Raw genomic sequence first — 19,608 nt, forward strand, 5'->3', positions numbered from 1 at the left:
GGGTCGGCCGCCGCGGGCGGTTCGCATACGCGCGGATCCCCAATCTGCATCGCAATTCGTACACGCAGAGCGAGGATGCCGCGGGCCGCCGCGCGGGTGCGGGGCGACGCCCGTGGGGCCCCCGAGAGCGCATCGTGGCGGGAAGCATGCGGCCCGGCGCCGGAGTCGCGGCGTCTCGTCCGTAGATCCGTGGACGGGTGGCGCAGCGACGCCGCGGAACCGCTGCCCCGGGACCGACGCTGACGGGGGGAAGCATGCGGATCGGAGCGATGGTGGCGGCGCTGCTGGCGTCGGCCTTGGGGTGTCTGCCGGCGTCGGCGCAGGGGGTGCCGTCGCGGTCCTTTTCCGAGGACGCGGAATACCGGCGCTCGCTGATCGCCGACCTGGTCGGCGCCGGGGCCGCGCACGCCCGGGGCTGGACGGGCGCCGGGGTGACGGTCGCCGTGTTCGACAGCGGCATCTCCGGCTGGTCGTCGGAGCTGCGCGGCAATCTGGTGACCGGCTACGACGCGCTGACCGGGCGGCTGATGCTGAACAGCTACGACGTGGGCTGGCACGGCACCTTCGTCGCCGCGCTGATCGCCGCCGCCCGCAACGGCTACGGCATCGAGGGGATCGCCTACGACGCCGACCTCATGCCGATCCGCATCGCCAACGCCGACGGCTCGATCACCCTGTCCGACGCTCAGCTCGCCTCCGGCATCCGCTACGCCACCGGCCGCGCCGGCGTCTTCAACAATTCCTGGAGCAGCACCGCCACCATCGCCGACACCAGCCAGGCGGAGCTGGAGGCGAGCCTGGGCGCGTCCATCGCCGCCTGGCGCAGCGCCGTCGCCACCGGCACCATCGTCGTCTGGGCGGCCGGCAACGAGGGCGCCGCCGAGCCCGGCGTGCTGGGTTCGCTGCCCACCTACTGGGCCGACCTGCAGGCGGGATGGGTGGTCGCCGTCTCGGTGGATTCCTCCGGGGTGATCTCCTCCTACTCCAACCACTGCGGCTCGGCCGCCGCCTGGTGCCTCGCCGCCCCCGGCGAGGACGTCGTGTCGGTCTACGGCAACGGCCTGGCGACCGCCTCGGGCACCAGCTTCTCCGCCCCGGTCGTCTCCGCGGCGGCGGCGCTGCTGCAGCAGATGTGGCCCCACCTCTCCAACGCCCAGGTGCTGGACATCATGTTCACCACCGCCGACAAGACCGGCATCTACGCCGACACCGCCACCTACGGACAGGGGCTGCTCGACGTCGACGCGGCCACCAGCCCGGTGGGCGCCACCACGGTCGCCACCGGCGGCACGGTGGCCGGCGGGCGGACCGCGGCGTCGGCCTCGCTGGTCGCCTCGTCCGCCGCCTTCGGGCGGTCGCTGTCGCGCCTCCTGGGCGGCACCGAGGTGATGGTGCTCGACTCCTACGACCGTGACTTCTACGCCAGCGGCGATGCGTTCGTGGCGACGGCCGGCGCGACCTACGACGCCTTCCACGGCGTCCAGGGGTTCGGACGCCCGTTCCAGACCGTCGAAGCCGGCCGCGTGCGCTTCTCGGTGGCGCCGGCGGCGAGCGGCGACGACGCGTCGGCGGGCCGCTTCGTCGCCCGCATCGCCCTCGACGACGCCGCCACCAGCGGCTTCGCCTTCACCCACGGCGTCAGCAGCGCCCTCCTGATGGCCGGCACCGCCGGCGTCACCGCCGAACGGGCCATGCTGGCCGACCCGCGCACCCTGCAGTCGCCCTTCGTGTCGCTCGGCTTCGGCCTCGACCCGACGACCCGCGACAGCTGGGGAGCGGCCTACACCACGGCGGTGGCGCCGTCCCTGGCGCTCACCGTCGCCGGCTTCGGCACCTCGGTGGCCGACCGTCCGGCGGAATGGTCGCACGCCAGCGCCTACGCCAGCACCTCGGAGAGCATGACCGCCGGCGCGCTGGCGCGCCTCAGCGTCGGCACCCCGGCACGGCGGCTGGCGGTCGACGTCGGCATGGTGCAGGAGAACGGCACGCTCCTCGGCGCCGCCTCGGACGGCGCATTGCGCCTGGCCGACGGCGCCAGCACGGGCTTCATCGGCGTCTCGGCCGACGTCGCGCTCGGCGCCGGCTGGACCCTGTTCGCCGGTGCCGAGGCCGGACGCACCCGCGCCGAGGCGGTGGCCGGCAGCCTGGTCACCGACGTCGGGACGCTGGTCTCCACCTCCTACCGTCTCGGCGTCGCCAAGGACGGCCTTCTCGGCGACGGCGACCGCGCCGTCCTGACGGTCAGCCAGCCGCTGCGCATCGAATCGGGAACGGTGGCGCTGTCGGTGCCGGTCGGCCGCAACCTGGACGGCAGCGTCGTGCGCCTGGCGACCGGCGGCGACGTCGCGGCCGACGGCCGGGAGCTGGACCTGCAGGTGGGATACGCGGTGCCGGTGACGGGGCGGGCCGCGGTGACGCTGTCGGGGCTGGTGCGCTTCTCCCCCGACAACGTCGCCGGCGCCGCCCCGGAGACGGTCGCCATGGCCCGCTACCGCCTGACCTTCTGATGCGGCGGGCATCGCCTCCACCCTCCCCATGCTGATGCATGGGTCCCCTCCCTCCCCTGCTCTCGGCGGACCGAAGGTCCGCCGGTCGCGGCGGCGCAAACCTCCGGTTAGCGCGAGAGCGAAGCGGGGGAAAGTCGGGGTGGGGGCAAGGCCGTTCAGCGCTTGGAGCGCAGCGCCGCCAGCCGGTCGGACAGGCTGGCCGGAACCGGCCCCTTGCCCGCCGCGGCGTCGAGGGCGGCCTTGATGTTGGGGTCCTCCTCCTCCGGCTTGCTCGGCTTGAGCAGGCGCGCCTTGGCGCCGGCGGCGTCGGCCGCGGCGAGGTCGCGGGCGGCGGCGTCCTGCATGGCCTTCAGCGCGGTGTTGAGGCTGGAGGTGGCGCCGCTGAGGCCCGCCGCCTGGCGCGCCGCCTCGGCCCGCTGCTCCGCCATGTCGCGCTGCTGGGCGGCGCGGGAGAGGTCGCGCTGCGCCCGCTCCAGGCCGCTGCGCGCGGTCTTGAGCTTGGCGCCGGCCTCGGCGTAGGTCTTCTCCAGCATCTCCAGGAACTCCTGGGCGTCGCGGGCGTCCTGCTCCTCGCGTTCGACGTCGGGGGCCATCTGCTCCAGCATGCCGACCAGGGTGGCCAGGCTCTTCTCCAGCTCCGCCTTGCGGGCCGGCTCGGCCGCCGCCTCCATCTGCCCCTGCAGGGCCTCGGCCGCGGCCATGCGCTGCTGCGACAGCGTGGCGATGGCGTCGGCCTCGCGGCGCTCCTTGTCGTAGGCGGCGCGCGCCTCGGCGACCTGCAGGCCGAGCTCGTCGAGCTTCTGCTCCATGGTCATGAGCTCGGCCTCCGTGGCCGACTTGGGATCCCAGCGGACCAGCGCCTCGACGGCCGACTGCACGGCCTGATCGGTCTTCACCCCGATCAGATTGCGGATGAACGTGATCATGGTGGTTGTCCTCCGGTGGCGGGCGGCGGGTCAGCCTGCCATGGCGCCCGCGTTGAGCAGGCCGACCGCGACGTGCAGCCCGGCCAGGGTGATGCCGGCCGCGACGTTCCCGCCCTCGATCATCGTCCGGAGGTCGCGGAACAGCCAGCTGGCCAGAAGGAAGGTGACGATCTGCAGGAGGAGCGCGACGCTGCCCCAGACGACGATGTCGAGCAGCACCAGGCTGGTCGCCAGGGTCGCCGCCAGCGGGATGGCCAGCCCGACGAGGGTGCCGCCCAGCACGACGCCGGCGGCGCTGTTGCCCTTCGCCAGCAGGGCGCGCTCGTGCAGCGGCGTCACCCAGACATAGACCGCCACGCCGGCGACGTAGAGGGCGACGGTCGCCCCGAAATGCAGGAACAGCAGGGGAAGCCCGGCACCGAGGCTTTCCAGGATCTGCGTCGTACTGGTTTCCATGGGCTCCATCCGGGCTCAGCTTACGACAGGGACAGGGTCGCGGGGTTGACGTCGATGCCGGCGCGGACCTCGACCCAGGCCTCGCCGGCGTCCTCGACCGCGGCGACGAGGATGTACTCCAGCGCCGGCGCCGGGTCGGCGGCACCGGTGGGGGCGGCGTACAGCATGGCCGACAGCTGGCGGCGGCGGCTGCCGCGGTGGTCGGTGACCGTCTCGGCGAAGACCGCCGGCGGGACGCGGCCGTCGCCCGGCGACCAGCGGCGGTCGTAGAGCTTGCCGTCCCTGGTCTGGAACTGCGGCCAGCCGATCATGCCCTCGCGCTCGTCGAGCCAGAAGGCCCACTCGTCCTGGTCGGCGGGCTGCACCTCGTCGAGCAGCGAGAACCAGCGGCACTCGTCCGGCGTGCCGTCGGCCGCGAGGTGGAGCTGGAAGAAGCCGGCGCCGCCCTGCAGGTAGAGGCGGTGCAGCTCGGTTCCGCCGTCCGCCAGGCGCCCCACCGCCTCGACGCTGACCAGGGCGTTGCCGCCGCCCCCGCCGGGCGGCGTGACCTTGCTGGCCGGCCCGGCCAGCAGGAAGGGCGTGGGGTCGAGGGTGAAGGTCATGCCGACGCGGAACAGCGACGGCTCGTAGCGCTCGCCGGACAGCTTGCGCTGCAGGATGCCGGCCGCCGTGCCCAGGGGGGACTGCGCCATGGGGGTGCTTCTCCGAGATGCCGTGCCGCTGCGGCGGATCGCCCAGACCGCCAGGGCGGCCGCGCCGACCAGCAGGATGATGACGAAGACGCTCTGGCCGCCGCCACCGTCGGCGTCGGCGTCGGCGTCGGCGGCGGCGGGCGTGTCCGGCGTCGCCGCCTGCGCCACCGAGACCGGCACGCCCGGCGGCAGGTAGCCCGGGTCGCGCGGCCGGCCCTCGTCGGCGGCGAGGCGCGCGTCGAGCGTGTCGAGCCGGGCGCGCAGGTCGGCGTCGTCCTGGGCCCGCCGCTCCGCCTCGGCCCGCCATTCCTGGTACCCGGGGTCGTTCTGGTGGTTGTGGAACCAGTCGGCGTAGCCGGGGCGGCCGAGATGGTCGAGCAGGAACCAGAGGAAGAGGCCGTCCCACACCCCGAATCGCGGTGCCGACCGGTAGGCCCAGCCCGGCGCCCGCCAGTCGCCGTACCAGCCGCCGGGCGCCGGCGGCAGACCGCCCTGGCGGCGCTGGCCCCAGCTCCAGCCGTCGCCCCAGCCGCCCCTGCCGTCGTTGCGGGCGCCGCCCTGCGGGGCGGTCACGGTGGGGGTGCGCGACCGCTGCTGCGCCGCGCGGTACTGGTCGAGCGCCTCGCCGCTGCTGCGCCGGCTGACCGACCGGTCGCCGCCGGACAGGATGCCGCCGAAGCCGCCGCCGGACGCGCCGGGCGCCGGACGCGCGTAGCCGCCGCTGGTCGACGGCGTGCGCGACGGCGCGGAGGGGCGCGCGAAGGAGGGCGTACGCCCCGCCGGCCGGCTGTAGCCGCCGCTGGACATCCGTGCGCGGGCGCGCGCCTCGGCCCCGTCGGCGTGCAGCGCCACCACCGCGGCCGCGGCCGCGGCCGGGAGGACGACCGAAGCCGGAACCGGGACCGGGAGTGCCAGGAAGAGGCTCAGCAGGGCCGCGGCGAACCGGCGTGAGGCGGGCATGGATCGGGCTCGGACGTTGTGTGCCCCGAAGGGCGGTGGCATGCCGATGCCGCGCCGACTGTACCACCGCACGGCGCGTGCGCAATGCCGTGGACGAAAAATGCCGTGCACGAAAAAAAGCCGCGCTGCGGGGCAGCGCGGCGTGAAGTGGGAGGACGCGCATCAGCGACCACTCGGATGCCCAGTCAGACCCAGGAGCAAACGATCTCCGATGCCCGGGAAGCATCGCCCGTTCCGTATCTGGTCGCAAGTATACCAAATTCCATTTCCACCCTGCGGAAAGTGCGTGGCGCTGAACGATGCCTCGCCGCAGGCGGAACCGCGCGAACGGCACGCACAGTCGGGCAAGGTACCGGGCTCCGGCACCCTTTCGAGTGGCAGGCCGTGGACCGGGTGACCAACGACGCGGGGATCAGGCCGGCTCCGTCTCAAGCCCCGCTGCCGCGGCGTCCTGGAATCCGCCGAGGTTGTACACCCGCTCGTAGCCCATGTCCTTCAGCGCCTGGCCCGCCAAAGCGGAGCGGCCTCCGGATGCGCAGTAGAGGATGATGGGACGCTCTTTTTGGAACTCGGCGTCGTGATACGGGGTGTCGGCGTCGGCCCGGAATTCGATCATCCCCCGGGACACGTTGATCGCACCCTTGAGCTTTCCCGTCTTGGCCACCTCGGTCCCGTCCCGGACATCGACGGCCAGAGCGTTGTCGTCCGCCATGAGGGCACGGGCCTCGTCTGGCGAAATTCGCGGGACCGCCGCGTTCGCGGCCTCCAACATCTGCTTTACCGACGTCGGCATGATGATCACCCTGCTTTCGGTTGTCCGGCGAGCGCCGCAGGAGGACTCAGCGATTCGCACGTCGGGACTTGCAAGCCGCAAATCCGGCATCGGCTTTTGCATCCGGTCGCAGCCCCCCGTGGTTAGTCCATTTGGACGGGCGCGGCGTGGCATCCCGTGGCAGGATGGCTCTGCGAGGTCCGGCAGAATTGGATGGTTCATGATCGAGCAGCGCGATGCCACCGGCGCAACCCGCCCGCCGTCTCCCGGCACCGCGGCGCGGGTGGCCCCGTGAACATCACGCTGCGCCAGATCCGCTACTTCGTGGCGGTCGCCGGCACCCTGTCGGTGTCGGCCGCGGCGCGCGACCTCGGCATCTCCCAGTCGGCGGTGACCACGGCGCTGCAGCAGTTGGAGGACGAGATCGGGGCGCGGCTGTTGCTGCGCACGCCGCGCGGCGTGACGCTGACCCAGGAGGGCCACCAGTTCCTGCGCCACGCCCAGCGCATCATGGGGGCGGTGACCGACGCCGGCCACGCGGTGCGCGCCCACGCCCACACCATCGGCGGCACCCTGACGCTCGGCGTCACCAGCATGGTCGCCGGCTACTACCTCGCCGACCTGCTGGCCCGCTACCGCCGCATCTACCCGCAGGTCACGGTGAAGGTGGTCGAGGACCAGCGCCGCTTCATCGAGCACCTGCTGATCAACGGCGAGGTCGACGTGGCGATCCTCATCTGCTCGGCGCTGGAGAACCACGACGCGCTGGCCAGCGAGGTGCTGCTGCGCTCGCCCTGCCGGGTCTGGCTGCCGGCCAACCACCCGCTGCTGGTGCAGGAGCAGGTCTCGCAGCAGGACCTCGCCGGGGCGCCGATCATCCTGCTGACCGCCGACGACATGCACGAGCTGATCACCCGCCATTGGCGGCGCCTCGGCCTGCACCTCGACGTCGTGCTCAACACCTCCTCGGTCGAGGCGGTGCGCAGCCTGGTCGGCACCGGCCTCGGCATCGCCGTGCTGCCCGACATGGCCTACCGTCCCTGGTCGCTGGAAGGCGACCGCATCGAGGTGCGCCCGCTGACCGAGGCCCTGCCCACCGTCGACGTCGGCCTGACCTGGCGCAAGGGCAGCTCCGTCACCGACACCGCCCGCTTCTTCATCGAGCTGGCCCGCGAGCACGCCCGCGCCCGCGCCAAGAGCACCGCGCGCAGCCACGGGTAGGTCGGTGGGAGTGCGGATCGAAAACACCAGGATTGAAAGAATGAAAGATTCAGAGTTCTTCCAATCTTCGGATTGTTCATCCGCACGGCGCCCGTCGGACCGACGCGCGGCACAGACATCGTTTTTTTCAATGGACTGACGCAATCCCGTGCCCTCCCCTGACCCTCGCCGGCCGGCGATGGGGTCCTCACGGGCAGAATCGCCATTCGATATCTGAAAAACTTATGAGCGCCCGCTGAATTTCATATTTTCCCACGATGCTGGGCCGTTCGTACACTTCCCGAAAGACCGCACGTCACGAAGGGGGAGAGGTACGTCATGCACACGTCCGCCGTCTCGGCCACCGCCCTGGTCCTGGCCCTGTCCACCGCCGCCGCCGCGGCCCCCCTGGAAACGGTCGGCGCGCCCGAGGGGCAGGTCGACATCGTCGCCTGGCCCGGCTACATCGAGCGCGGCGACACCGACAAGAGCTACGACTGGGTCACCGGCTTCGAGGCGGAGACCGGCTGCAAGGTCAACGTCAAGACCGCCGGCACCTCGGACGAGATGGTGGCGCTGATGAACGAGGGCGGCTTCGACCTCGTCACCGCGTCGGGCGACGCCAGCCTGCGCCTGATCGCCGGCAAGAAGGTGCAGGAGGTCAACACCGCCCTGATCCCGAGCTGGAAGACGGTGGACGAGCGCCTGCAGAACGCCCCGTGGCACACCGTCGCCGGCAAGCACTACGGCACCCCCTACCAGTGGGGCCCCAACGTGCTGGCCTACAACACCAAGGCCTTCGGCGACAAGGCGCCGGAGTCCTGGAAGGTCGTGTTCGAGGAGATGACGCTGCCCGACGGCACGTCCAACGCCGGCCGCGTCCAGGCCTTCGACGGGCCGATCTACATCGCCGACGCCGCCCTCTACCTCATGAGCACCAGGCCCGAGCTCGGCATCAAGGACCCGTACGAGCTGAACGAGGACCAGTACAAGGCGGCGCTCGACCTGCTGCGCCAGCAGCGCAAGCTGGTCAACCGCTACTGGCACGACGCCTTCGTGCAGATCGACGACTTCACCAACGAGGGTGTCGTCGCCTCCTCCACCTGGCCGTTCCAGGTCAACCTGCTGAAGTCCAAGGAGCAGCCCATCGCCAGCGTGATCCCCAAGGAGGGGGCCACGGGCTGGGCCGACACCACCATGATGCACGCCGACGCCGCCCACCCCAACTGCGCCTACCTGTGGATGGAGCACAGCCTGAAGCCCAAGGTGCAGGGCGACCTGGCGGCCTGGTTCGGCTCGGTGCCGGCGGTGCCGGCAGCCTGCCAGGGCAACGAGCTGCTCGGCGCCGAGGGCTGCAAGACCAACGGCTTCGACCAGTTCGACCGCATCCGCTTCTGGCGCACGCCGGTGTCGAAGTGCGAGAGCCAGGGGACCTGCGTGCCCTACTACCGCTGGGTCAGCGACTACATCGCGGTGCTCGGCGGCCGCTGAACCGGACGGGAAGGCGAGGTGCCGGCATGGCCGCGGAAGTCCGCTTCGACCGCGTGAGCTGCGTCTTCGGCGCGACCGTCGCGGTCGACGACGTCAGCTTCGACATCGCGGAGGGGGAGTTCTTCACCCTCCTCGGCCCGTCGGGCTCGGGCAAGACCACCTGCCTGCGCATGGTGGCGGGCTTCCAGTACCCGACGCGCGGCCACGTCTACATCCACGGCAAGGACGACACCCGCCTGCCGCCGTTCGAGCGCGACGTCAACACCGTGTTCCAGGACTACGCCCTGTTCCCGCACATGTCGGTGCGGGACAACGTCGCCTACGGGCTGCTGGTGCGCGGCGTGCCCAGGGCCGAGCGGCACCGCCGCGCCGACGAGATGCTGGAACTGGTGCGCCTCGCCGGCTTCGGCGGCCGCCGGCCGGCCGAGCTGTCGGGCGGCCAGCGCCAGCGGGTGGCGCTGGCGCGCGCCCTCATCAACCACCCCCGCGTCCTCCTGCTCGACGAGCCGCTGGGCGCGCTGGACCAGAAGCTGCGCGAGGAGATGCAGGCGGAGCTGAAGCAGTTGCAGCGCCGCGTCGGCATCACCTTCCTCTTCGTCACCCACGACCAGACCGAGGCGCTCTCCATGTCCGACCGGCTGGCGGTGTTCGACCGCGGCCGGGTAGCGCAGATCGGCACGCCGGCCGACATCTACGACCGGCCGCGCACCGCGTTCGTCGCGGAGTTCGTCGGCACCTCCAACATCCTGCGCGGCGCCGGGGCGCGCCGCCTGTTCGGGACCGACGCCGCGGTGTCGCTGCGGCCCGAACGGATCGGCCTGGCCGCCGAGGGCGCCGGCGCCGGGCACCCGGCGCGGGTCGTCGACGTCCAGTTCCTCGGCGCCGCCACCCGCTACCGGGTAGCGCTGGAGGGCGGCGCCCCGCTCCTGCTGACCGTCACCACGCCCAACCGGGCCGGGCCCGACGGCGCCGCGGTGGCGCCGGGTGCGGCGGTGCGGGTGAGCTGGCCCGACGGCGCCTGGCAGGTGCTGGCATGACGGCCGCCCCGCTGGCGCCCGCGGTCCCCGCCGCCTCCGCGGTGCCGCGGCCGGCCGGCGGCCCGGGCCGCCGGCTGTCGGCGTGGCTCTACGGGCGCGGCCGGCTCGTCCTGCTGCTGCTCCTGCTGCCGCCGCTGCTGTGGCTCGGCATCGTCTACGTCGGCTCGCTGTTCGCCCTGCTGCTCAACAGCTTCTTCGCCGTCGACGAGTTCAGCGGCGTGGTGGCGCCGGAGCTGACGCTCGCCACCTGGGCCCAGCTCTTCACGCTCGCCAACCTCGACATCGTGCTGCGCACGGTGGCGATGGCCGCGGCGGTGACCGTGGCGGCCGCCGCCCTCGGCTTCCCGCTCGCCTACTACATGGCCCGCTACGCCGGCGGGCGCACCAAGGCGGTGCTCTACCTCGCGGTGATGCTGCCGCTGTGGTCGAGCTATCTGGTGCGGGTCTACGCCTGGAAGCTGATCCTCGCCAAGGAGGGGATCATAAGCTGGGCGTTCGCGCACCTCGGCCTGTCCTGGCTGCTCGACGCCGTCCTCGCCATCCCCGTGGTGGGCGGCTCCTCGCTGTCGGTGTCCTACCTCGGCATGTTCCTGGTGTTCCTCTACATCTGGCTGCCCTTCATGATCCTGCCGATCCAGGCGGCGCTGGAGCGGGTGCCGAGGAGCCTGCTGGAGGCCTCGGCCGATCTCGGCGCGCCGCCGGGCGTCACCTTGCGCCGCGTCGTGCTGCCGCTGGCGTTTCCAGGCGTCGTCGCCGGATCGATCTTCACCTTCTCCCTGACGCTCGGCGACTACATCATCCCCGGCATCATCGGCTCGTCGCGCCTCTTCATCGGCCAGGCCGTCTACCTGCACCAGGGGGTCGCCGGCAACGTGCCGCTGGCCGCCGCCTTCTCGGTGGTGCCCATCGCCATCATGGCCGCCTACCTGACCGTCGCCAAACGGCTGGGGGCCTTCCATGCGCTCTGACGCCCCCCGGGCCGGCTGGGGCCTCAAGCTGGCGGCGTCGGCCGCCGTGCTGTTCCTGCACGTGCCGATGGCCTTCATCGTCCTCTACGCCTTCACCACCGAGGACAAGTCCTACGTCTTCCCGCCGCCGGGCCTGACGCTCGACTGGTTCGCCGTGGCCTGGCGGCGGCAGGACGTGTGGGACGCCTTCGCCCTGTCGCTCCAGGTGGCGGCGCTGGCGACCGCGGTGGCGCTGGTGCTCGGCACGCTCGCCGCCGCCGCGGTCGGCCGCTCCCGCTTCTTCGGGCGCGAGGCGGTGTCGCTCCTGGTGATCCTGCCCATCGCCCTGCCCGGCGTGGTCACCGGCATCGCGCTGCGCTCCGCCTACGGGCTGGCCGACATCCCCTTCGGCCTGTGGACCATCGTCGTCGGCCACGCCACCTTCTGCGTGGTCGTCGTCTACAACAACGCGCTGGCGCGCTTTCGCCGCACCTCCGCCTCGCTGATCGAGGCGTCCATGGACCTCGGCGCCGACGGCTTCCAGACCTTCCGCTACGTCGTCCTGCCCAACCTGGCGACGGCGCTGCTGGCCGGCGGCATGCTGGCCTTCGCGCTGTCCTTCGACGAGGTCATCGTCACCACCTTCACCGCCGGCCAGCAGACCACCCTGCCGATCTGGATGCTGAGCGAGCTGGTGCGCCCGCGCCAGCGCCCGGTGACCAACGTCGTCGCGGTGGTCGTCATCGCCGTCACCCTCCTGCCGATCCTCACCGCCTATTGGCTGACCCGCGGCACCGAGACGGTCGCGGGCACCGGAAAGTAACGCACCGCAAGGGAGGTTCCCGCCACCATGTCCGCCGCTCCCGACACCGAGACCGCCCCCGCCTGCCCGACCCGGCTGTTCATCGGCGGCGACTTCGTCGCCGGCCAGGGCGCCGAGGAGAAGATCCTCAACCCCGCCACCGGCGAGACCATCGTCACCGTCGCCGAGGCCTCGCACGAGCAGGTGGACGCCGCCGTGGCCGCCGCCGATGCGGCGTTCGAGGGCTGGTCGCGCACCACGCCCCAGGAGCGCTCGCTGCTGCTGCTCAAGCTGGCCGACCGCATCGAGGCCGACGCCGAGACCATCGCCCGGCTGGAGAGCCGCAACTGCGGCAAGCCGTTCGCCCGCGTGCTCGCCGACGAGATCCCGGCCATCGCCGACTGCTTCCGCTTCTTCGCCGGCGCCGCCCGCTGCCTGAGCGGCAGCGCCGCCAAGGAGTACCTGCCCGGCTTCACCAGCATGATCCGCCGCGACCCGGTCGGCGTCGTCGGCTCGATCGCGCCGTGGAACTACCCGCTGATGATGGCGGCGTGGAAGTCGGCGCCGGCGCTGGCCGCCGGCAACACGGTGGTGCTGAAGCCGTCGGAGCAGACGCCGCTGACCTCGCTGCACCTGGCGGAGCTGGCCGCCGACCTGTTCCCGCCCGGCGTCTTCAACGTGGTGGCCGGGCGCGGCGACAGCGTCGGCGCGCCGCTGGTGGAGCATCCCAAGGTCCGCATGGTGTCGCTGACCGGCGACATCGCCACCGGCCAGAAGATCCTCCAGGCGGCCTCGCGCACCCTGAAGCGCACCCACCTGGAGCTCGGCGGCAAGGCGCCGGTCATCGTCTTCGACGACGCCGACCTCGCCGCCGTGGTCGAGGGGGTGCGCACCTTCGGCTACTACAACGCCGGCCAGGACTGCACCGCCGCCTGCCGCATCTACGCCGGCCCGAAGATCTACGAATCGCTGGTGGCCGACCTCGCCGCCGCGGTGTCGACGCTGGTGGTCGGCGGGCCCGACCAGGACGGGGTGGAGCTGGGGCCGCTGATCTCCGAGCGCCAGCGCTCCCGCGTCGCCAGCTTCGTCGAGCGCGCCCAGGCCCAGCCGCACATCGCGGTGGCGACCGGCGGCACCAAGATGGCGGGCGGCGGCTTCTTCTACGCCCCCACCGTGATCGCCGGGGCGCTGCAGAGCGACGAGATCGTGCGCCGCGAGGTGTTCGGCCCGGTCGTCTCGGTGACCCGCTTCGGCGACGTCGACGAGGCCGTCGCCTGGGCCAACGACAGCGACTACGGCCTCGCCTCCTCGGTGTGGACCCGCGACGTCGGCCGCGCCATGGCGACGGCGGCGCGGCTGCAGTACGGCTGCACCTGGATCAACACCCACTTCATGCTGTGCAACGAGATGCCCCACGGCGGCATGAAGATGTCCGGCTACGGCAAGGACATGAGCGTGTACGGCCTGGAGGACTACACGGTGGTCCGCCACGTCATGGCGAAGCTGTAGAGGCGGTGGGAAAGGGGCCGCGGCGGTCCCCCCTCCCGGCCTCCCCCCACTGCGCGGGGGGAGGAGAGAAGCCCTCCCCCGCGCAGTGGGGGAGGGTTTGGGTGGGGGACCGCCGCGGCCCCTCCCGTCACACGTACCGCGAGCGCAGCCGGTGGGCGACGGCGGCGGGCACGAAGCGGGAGACGTCGCCGCCCATCGCCGCCACCTCCTTGACCAGGCGCGAGGCGATGAACTGGTGGCCGTCGGAGGTCATCAGGAAGACCGTCTCGATGGAGCGGTCGAGATGGCCGTTCATCCCGGCCATCTGGAACTCGGACTCGAAGTCCGACACCGCCCGCAGGCCGCGCACGATCACCGAGGCGCCGCGGGTGCGGGCGAAGTCGACGAGCAGCCCCTCGAACGGGCACACCTCCACGGCCGTACGCTCCAGGCGCAGCGCGGCGACCTCGTGGCGGAGCATCTCCACCCGCTCGTCGAGGGAGAAGAGCGGCCCCTTGCCGGCGTTGCGATGGACCGCCACCACCAGGCGGTCGACGAGACGCGACGCGCGCACGACGATGTCGAGATGGCCCAAGGTGACCGGGTCGAAGGTCCCGGCGTAGACCGCGGTCCCGCCCCGGCTCATGCCGGGAGCCGGCCGCCCAGCTCCATGGTCACCGCGGCGGCGGTGCGCCGCGCCATCTCGCCGAGCTGGTCGACGCGGCCCTCGCCGATGCGGCGATTGGAGCCGGACACCGACAGGGCGCCGATGATCCGCGCGTTCTCGTCGTAGACCGGCGCGGCGACGCAGCGCACCCCGGCGACCCGCTCCTCCTGGTCGACGGCGAAGCCGCGCACCCGGGTCTGCGCCAGGTCGGCGTGCAGGGCCGGCAGGGACGACAGGGTGGTGCGGGTGAACTGGCGCATGCCGCGCTGGTTCAGGATGCTCTGCACCTGCCCCTCGGTCATGCCGGCCAGCAGCACCTTGCCGACCGCCGTGCAGTGCAGGAGCGCCCGGTCGCCCATGGGGGCGGGCGGGTTCACCACCCGCGGCCCGCCGACGCGGGCGAGGTAGAGGGCCTCGCCGTTGTCCTCGACGGCGAGGTTCACCAGCTCGCAGCTCTCCTCCATCAGGCGGCGCATGCGCGGCTTGGCCAGCTCCACCAGATTGCGGGTCTTCACGAAGTTGGCGCCGGTGACGTAGGCCTGCACGCCGATGGACCAGGCCCGGGCGCCCTGGTCGAAGCGGACGTAACGCTCCTGCTGCAGGGTGGTGAGCAGCCGGTGCGTGGTCGACGGGGACAGCGCCGCCTCCCCCGCCAGTTCCGACAGGGTCATCGCCCGCTCCGAGCGGCCGAGGATGGTCATCAGGTTGAGCGCCCGCGTCAGCGATTGCACCACCTGTCCCTTGGCCGAACGGTCGGCCGGCCCCTCCGGGGGCGCCGGCCGCTTGGCGGCCTTGCTCGTCGTCAGCGTTTCCATGTCCCTAACCCTCGTTCCGACCCGGGGCGTCTTGTCGTGGCGCCCTCGGGTGCTTCGTGCGTCTTCAGGCCTCTCTCAGGCCGCCCGCTCGATGCGGGCGGCGCAGAACTTGAACTCCGGAATCTTGCCGTACGGGTCGAGCTGCGGGTTCGTCAGAACGTTCGCAGCCGCCTCGGCGTAGCAAAAGGGCACGAAGATCAGTCCCGCGGGCACCGCCGAATCCGGCCGCGCCTTCAGCTCGATCTCGCCGCGCCGCGTGCTCACCTTGATCGCCCCGCCCGGCTCGATGCCGGCCCGGCGCAGGTCGGCGGGCGACAGGTAGGCCACCGCCTCCGGCTCCAGGTCGTCGAGCACCTGGGCACGCCGGGTCATCGAGCCGGTGTGCCAGTGCTCGAGCTGGCGGCCGGTGGTCATGACCATCGGGTACTCGGCGTCGGGTTCCTCGGCCGGCGGGACGATCGCCGCCGGCACCAGGCGGCCGCGGCCGCTCTGCGTCGGGAAGCCGTCGCCGAAGACGATCTCCTGGCCGGGCGACTCCTCGTCGACGCAGGGATAGGTGACCGATTCCTCGCGCTCCAGCCGCGCCCAGGTGATGCCGTTGAGCGACGGCATCGCCCCCTTCATCTCGGCGAACACCTCGCTGGGATGCTGGTAGGTCCAGGCGAGGCCGAGGCGGCGCGCGATCTCCTGGATGATCCACCAGTCCGGGCGGGCATCGCCCGGCATCGGCACGGCGGCGCGGCCGAGCTGGACCTGCCGGTTGGTGTTGGTGACGGTGCCGTCCTTCTCCGGCCAGGCCGAGGCCGGCAGCACCACGTCGGCGTACTTGGCGGTCTCGGTCAGGAAGATGTCCTGCACCACCAGGTGCTCCAGCGACGCCAGCGCCTCGCGGGCGTGCTGCACGTCGGGGTCGGACATGGCCGGGTTCTCGCCCTCGACGAACATGCCCTTCACCTCGCCGGCGTGGATGGCGTTCATCACCTCCACCACCGTCAGGCCGCGCTGGGTGTCCAGCTTGGTCTTCCAGAAGTCCTCGTAGAAGGCGTGGACCTCCGGATTGTCGACCGGCCGGTAGTCCGGGTACATCATCGGGATCAGGCCGGCGTCGCTGGCGCCCTGCACGTTGTTCTGGCCGCGCAGGGGATGCAGGCCGGTGCCGGGGCGGCCGACCTGGCCGGTGGTCAGCGCCATGGCGATCAGGCAGCGCACGTTGTCGGTGCCGTGCACGTGCTGCGACACGCCCATGCCCCAGAAGATGATCGAGGCGCGCGAGCGGGCGTAGAGGTGGGCGACCTCGCGGAGCTGGGCGGCGGGGATGCCGCACGCGTCCTCCATCGCCTCCGGCGTGAAGTCGACGATGTGGTCCTTGAGGCGCTGGAAGTCCTCGGTGTTGGCTTCGACGTACTGCCGGTCGTACAGCCCCTCGGTGATGATCACGTTGAGGATGGCGTTCAGCATGGCCACGTCGCGGCCCGGCTTGAACTGCATCATGTGCGTGGCGAAGCGCTTCATGGCGGTGCCGCGCGGATCCATGACGATCAGCTTGGCGCCGCGCTCCACCGCGTTCTTGAAGAAGGTGGCGGCGACGGGGTGGTTCTCCGTCGGGTTGGAGCCGATGACGATGATCACCTCGGCGTCGAGCGCGGCGTTGAACGGCGCCGTCACGGCGCCCGAGCCGATGCCCTCGATCAGCGCCGCCACCGAGGAGGCGTGGCACAGGCGCGTGCAATGGTCGACGTTGTTGGAGCCGAAGCCGGTGCGCACCAGCTTCTGGAACAGGTAGGCCTCCTCGTTCGATCCCTTGGCCGAGCCGAAGCCGGCGAGCGCCCGGCCGCCGTCCCGGTCGCGGATGCGCTTGAGGCCGCCCGCCGCCCTGTCCAGTGCCTCCTCCCAGGTCGCTTCGCGGAAGTGGCTGAAGGGGTTCAGCGGGTCGACGTCGACGTCGTGCTTGGACACGCCGTCGCGGCGGATCAGCGGCTTGGTCAGGCGGTGCTTGTGGTGGATGTAGTCGAAGCCGAAGCGGCCCTTGACGCACAGGCGCTGGTGGTTGGCCGGGCCGTCGCGGCCGGTCACCGCCACCACTTGGTCGTCCTTGATGTTGTAGGTGAGCTGGCACCCCACCCCGCAATAGGGGCAGACGCTGTCGACCGTGCGGTCGGGCTTGCCCTTGTGGGTGCCGGCCTCGTCGACCATGGTCTTGGGCATGAGCGCGCCGGTCGGGCAGGCCTGCACGCACTCGCCGCAGGCGACGCAGGTGCTGTCGCCCATGGGGTCGTCGAAGTCGAAGACGATCTTCTCGTGATGGCCGCGCAGCGCCATGCCGATGACGTCGTTGACCTGGACCTCGCGGCAGGCACGGACGCACAGGTTGCACTGGATGCAGGCGTCGAGCTGCACCGCCATGGCGGGGTGGCTGAAGTCCTTGGGCGGCGCCGCGCGCCTGGGGAAGCGGCTCTCGGCTACGCCGACCTTGTCGGCCCAGGTCCAGAACTTGGAATCGGGGTCGTGCGCGGTGGCGCGCTCGGGCTGGTCGCCGACCAGCAGCTCGAACACCATCTTGCGCGCCGCCTTGGCGCTCTCGCTGGCGGTCTTCACGCGCATGCCCGGCGTCGGCTTGCGGATGCACGACGCCGCCAGCACGCGCTCGCCCTCGATCTCCACCATGCAGGCGCGGCAGTTGCCGTCGGCGCGGTAGTCGGGGGCGGTGGAGTAGCAGAGATGGGGGATCTCGGTGCCCAGCCGCGTGGCGACCTGCCAGATCGACTCGCCGGGCCGTGCCTCGACGGTGTTGCCGTCCAGCTCGAAGGTGACGGTTTCGCTCATCACTGGACCTCCCCGCCCTGGCCGGCCAGCGCCAGGTCGTCACGGAAATGCTTCAGGGCGCTCTTCAGCGGGTTCATGGCGGCCTGTCCCAGGCCGCAGATCGAGGCGCTGCCCATGACCTTGGCCAGGTCGTTCAGCAGACCCTCGTTCCACGCCGGCTCGCCCAGCAGCTTCAGGGTCTTCTCCGTGCCGACGCGGCACGGCGTGCATTGGCCGCAGCTCTCGTCCTCGAAGAAGGCGATCAGGTTCCTGACCACCATGCGCATGTCGTCCTGGTCGGACAGCACGACCACCGCGGCCGAGCCGATGAAGCAGCCGTGCTGCTCCAGCGTGCCGAAGTCCAGCGGGATGTCGTCCATGGCCGCCGGCAGGATGCCGCCCGACGCGCCGCCCGGCAGGTAGCCCTTGAAGGTGTGGCCCTCCGCCATGCCGCCGCAGTACTCGTCGATCAGCTCGCGGATGGTGATGCCGGCCGGGGCCAGCTTGACGCCGGGCTGCTTGACGTGACCGGAGACGGAGAAGCTGCGCAGCCCCTTACGCCCGTTGCGGCCGAAGCTGCCCCACCACTCGCCGCCCTTCTCGACGATGTCGCGGACCCAGAACAGCGTCTCGACGTTGTTGATCAGGGTCGGCCGCCCGAACAGGCCGACCACCGACGGGAACGGCGGCTTGTGGCGCGGCAGGCCGCGCTTGCCCTCGATGCTCTCCAGCATCGCCGATTCCTCGCCGCAGATGTAGGCGCCGGCACCACGGCGCAGGTGGATGGTGGTGTGCGGAGCCAGTCCAGCCGCCGTCACCCGGGCGATCTCCCGGTGCAGGATCTCATGGCACTGCGGGTACTCGTCGCGCAGGTAGATATAGACGTCCGGCGCCTCCACCGCCCAGGCGCCGATCAGCATGCCTTCCAGGAAGCGGTGCGGGTCGGTCTCCAGATAGTGGCGGTCCTTGAAGGTGCCGGGCTCGCCCTCGTCGCCGTTGACCGCCATCAGGCGGGGCCCCGGCTCGGCGCGGACGAACTTCCATTTGCGCCCGGTCGGGAAGCCGGCGCCGCCGAGGCCGCGCAGGTTGGAGTCCTCCAGCCTGGCGATGATCTCCTCGACCGTCCGCGTGCCGTTGAGGCAGGCCTCCAGCAGCGCGTAGCCGCCGCCGTCGCGGTAGGCCTCGAAGCCGGTGTGGTCGGGGATGTGCGGATGGTGCTCGTCGGCCGCGACGGCCGCGGCCACGGACTCGACGGTGGCGTGCTCGTGCAGGGCGTGGCCGATGGCGACCGCCGGCGCGTTGTGGCAGGCGCCCATGCAGGGCGCGCGGACCACCCGCACGCCGGAGCCCAGCGCCTCCGGCAGCGCCTCGAGCAGCCCGTCGCTGCCGGCCATGCAGCAGGAGAGGCTGTCGCAGACCCGCACGGTCAGGGGAGCGGGCGCCGCCTCGCCGTCCATGACGATGTCGAAATGGGCGTAGAAGGAGGCGACCTCGTAGACCTCCACCAGCGCCAGGCGCATGTCGTTGGCGAGCGCCGTCAGATGGCGCGCGTGCAGGCAGCCGAAATGGTCCTGCAGAAGGTGCAGGTGCTCGATCAGCAGGTCGGGCTGGCGCGAGCGGTCGCCCAGCAGCTCCCGCACCTCGGCCAGGGCGGCGGGATCGACCTGCCGGCCCTTGGGTTGGATGCGGGTGTTGCGCCGTCCCGAGCCGGGATGAATGGCGCGCGTCTTGTCCGGGATGGCCGTGTCCATGGGCGCCTTCCCCCTCTCCTCTTTATGTGCTGCGTGACGGCCGTTGCCGCCCTTCTTGATGATGCCCCCGTCCCAGGGTTCTGCAAGTGACCATCGCGCCGTTGGTGGCGCATCCGGTGACGGGAGTCGGAACCGTATCGTTGTCGCGGCCCTCCCCCGTCGGCCGGGGGAGGGGTACCGTCACGTCACTCGGCGGCCATCAGCCGCTGTTCGCCCACCGCGCCGGAGGCGCGGATCTCGTCGACGGCGGTGTCGTCGAAGCCCAGCACCTGGCGCAGGATCTCGTCGGTGTGTT

15 protein-coding genes are annotated in these 19,608 nt (G+C 71.8%); 7 read left to right on the forward strand and 8 right to left on the reverse strand.

The window, feature by feature from the left end:
• Positions 1–254 precede the first annotated feature (254 nt).
• Positions 255–2,507 (forward strand): S8 family peptidase, encoded by a 2,253-nt coding sequence (locus ACSBPG_RS29935; RefSeq protein WP_435540916.1) that lies wholly within the window; start codon positions 255–257, stop codon positions 2,505–2,507.
• Between the two features lie 155 nt (positions 2,508–2,662).
• Here the strand turns inward: ACSBPG_RS29935 and ACSBPG_RS29940 are convergent, their stop codons facing one another.
• The 4 genes from ACSBPG_RS29940 to ACSBPG_RS29955 form a co-directional block, all read right to left on the reverse strand.
• On the reverse strand, positions 2,663–3,433 hold the full coding sequence (locus tag ACSBPG_RS29940) for a hypothetical protein (protein ID WP_435540917.1): 771 nt from the start codon (positions 3,431–3,433) through the stop codon (positions 2,663–2,665).
• A gap of 30 nt (positions 3,434–3,463) precedes the next feature.
• Positions 3,464–3,889, reverse strand: coding sequence for a DUF350 domain-containing protein (locus ACSBPG_RS29945; protein WP_435540918.1), 426 nt, complete (start codon positions 3,887–3,889; stop codon positions 3,464–3,466).
• A 20-nt stretch (positions 3,890–3,909) separates the two neighbouring features.
• Positions 3,910–5,541, reverse strand: coding sequence for a DUF2491 family protein (locus ACSBPG_RS29950; RefSeq protein ID WP_435540919.1), 1,632 nt, complete (start codon positions 5,539–5,541; stop codon positions 3,910–3,912).
• A gap of 412 nt (positions 5,542–5,953) precedes the next feature.
• Entirely contained in the window at positions 5,954–6,334 is a 381-nt protein-coding gene (locus ACSBPG_RS29955) for a rhodanese-like domain-containing protein (RefSeq protein ID WP_435540930.1), read from the reverse strand.
• 270 nt (positions 6,335–6,604) lie between these two features.
• Here ACSBPG_RS29955 and ACSBPG_RS29960 point away from each other — a divergent pair, with 270 nt between their 5' ends.
• The 6 genes from ACSBPG_RS29960 (at position 6,605) to ACSBPG_RS29985 (ending at position 13,299) form a co-directional block, all read left to right on the forward strand.
• Positions 6,605–7,534: a LysR family transcriptional regulator gene (locus tag ACSBPG_RS29960; protein WP_435540920.1), complete on the forward strand. Its 930-nt coding sequence runs from the start codon at positions 6,605–6,607 to the stop codon at positions 7,532–7,534.
• A gap of 318 nt (positions 7,535–7,852) precedes the next feature.
• A complete protein-coding gene (locus ACSBPG_RS29965; RefSeq protein ID WP_435540921.1) occupies positions 7,853–9,004 on the forward strand; it encodes an ABC transporter substrate-binding protein in 1,152 nt (383 codons plus the stop codon).
• A 26-nt stretch (positions 9,005–9,030) separates the two neighbouring features.
• Positions 9,031–10,041, forward strand: coding sequence for an ABC transporter ATP-binding protein (locus ACSBPG_RS29970; RefSeq protein WP_435540922.1), 1,011 nt, complete (start codon positions 9,031–9,033; stop codon positions 10,039–10,041).
• Entirely contained in the window at positions 10,038–11,009 is a 972-nt protein-coding gene (locus tag ACSBPG_RS29975; protein ID WP_435540923.1) for an ABC transporter permease, read from the forward strand. The genes ACSBPG_RS29970 and ACSBPG_RS29975 overlap by 4 nt, the downstream gene beginning before the upstream one ends.
• Positions 10,999–11,811, forward strand: a complete 813-nt coding sequence (locus ACSBPG_RS29980) for an ABC transporter permease (protein WP_435540924.1) — start codon at positions 10,999–11,001, stop codon at positions 11,809–11,811. The genes ACSBPG_RS29975 and ACSBPG_RS29980 overlap by 11 nt, the downstream gene beginning before the upstream one ends.
• Before the next feature lie 27 nt (positions 11,812–11,838).
• On the forward strand, positions 11,839–13,299 hold the full coding sequence (locus tag ACSBPG_RS29985) for a gamma-aminobutyraldehyde dehydrogenase (protein WP_435540925.1): 1,461 nt from the start codon (positions 11,839–11,841) through the stop codon (positions 13,297–13,299).
• A gap of 127 nt (positions 13,300–13,426) precedes the next feature.
• On the opposite strand, the gene coaD is transcribed toward ACSBPG_RS29985, so the two are convergent.
• The 4 genes from coaD to ACSBPG_RS30005 form a co-directional block, all read right to left on the reverse strand.
• Complete coding sequence (coaD, locus tag ACSBPG_RS29990; RefSeq protein WP_435540926.1) at positions 13,427–13,924, reverse strand: pantetheine-phosphate adenylyltransferase; 498 nt, start codon at positions 13,922–13,924, stop codon at positions 13,427–13,429.
• Positions 13,921–14,760 carry an IclR family transcriptional regulator gene (locus ACSBPG_RS29995; protein ID WP_435540927.1) on the reverse strand — a complete coding sequence of 280 codons (840 nt, stop codon included), beginning with the start codon at positions 14,758–14,760 and terminating at the stop codon, positions 13,921–13,923. The genes coaD and ACSBPG_RS29995 overlap by 4 nt, the downstream gene beginning before the upstream one ends.
• Positions 14,761–14,835: 75 nt before the next feature.
• Positions 14,836–17,583 (reverse strand): formate dehydrogenase subunit alpha, encoded by a 2,748-nt coding sequence (gene fdhF, locus ACSBPG_RS30000; RefSeq protein ID WP_435540928.1) that lies wholly within the window; start codon positions 17,581–17,583, stop codon positions 14,836–14,838.
• Positions 17,583–19,313 (reverse strand): NADH-ubiquinone oxidoreductase-F iron-sulfur binding region domain-containing protein, encoded by a 1,731-nt coding sequence (locus tag ACSBPG_RS30005; protein ID WP_435540929.1) that lies wholly within the window; start codon positions 19,311–19,313, stop codon positions 17,583–17,585. Before ACSBPG_RS30005 ends, fdhF begins: the two co-directional genes overlap by 1 nt.
• Between the last annotated feature and the right edge of the window lie 295 nt (positions 19,314–19,608).

It is taken from the genome of Azospirillum sp. ST 5-10 (genome assembly GCF_051225715.1).
Lineage (GTDB): Bacteria > Pseudomonadota > Alphaproteobacteria > Azospirillales > Azospirillaceae > Azospirillum.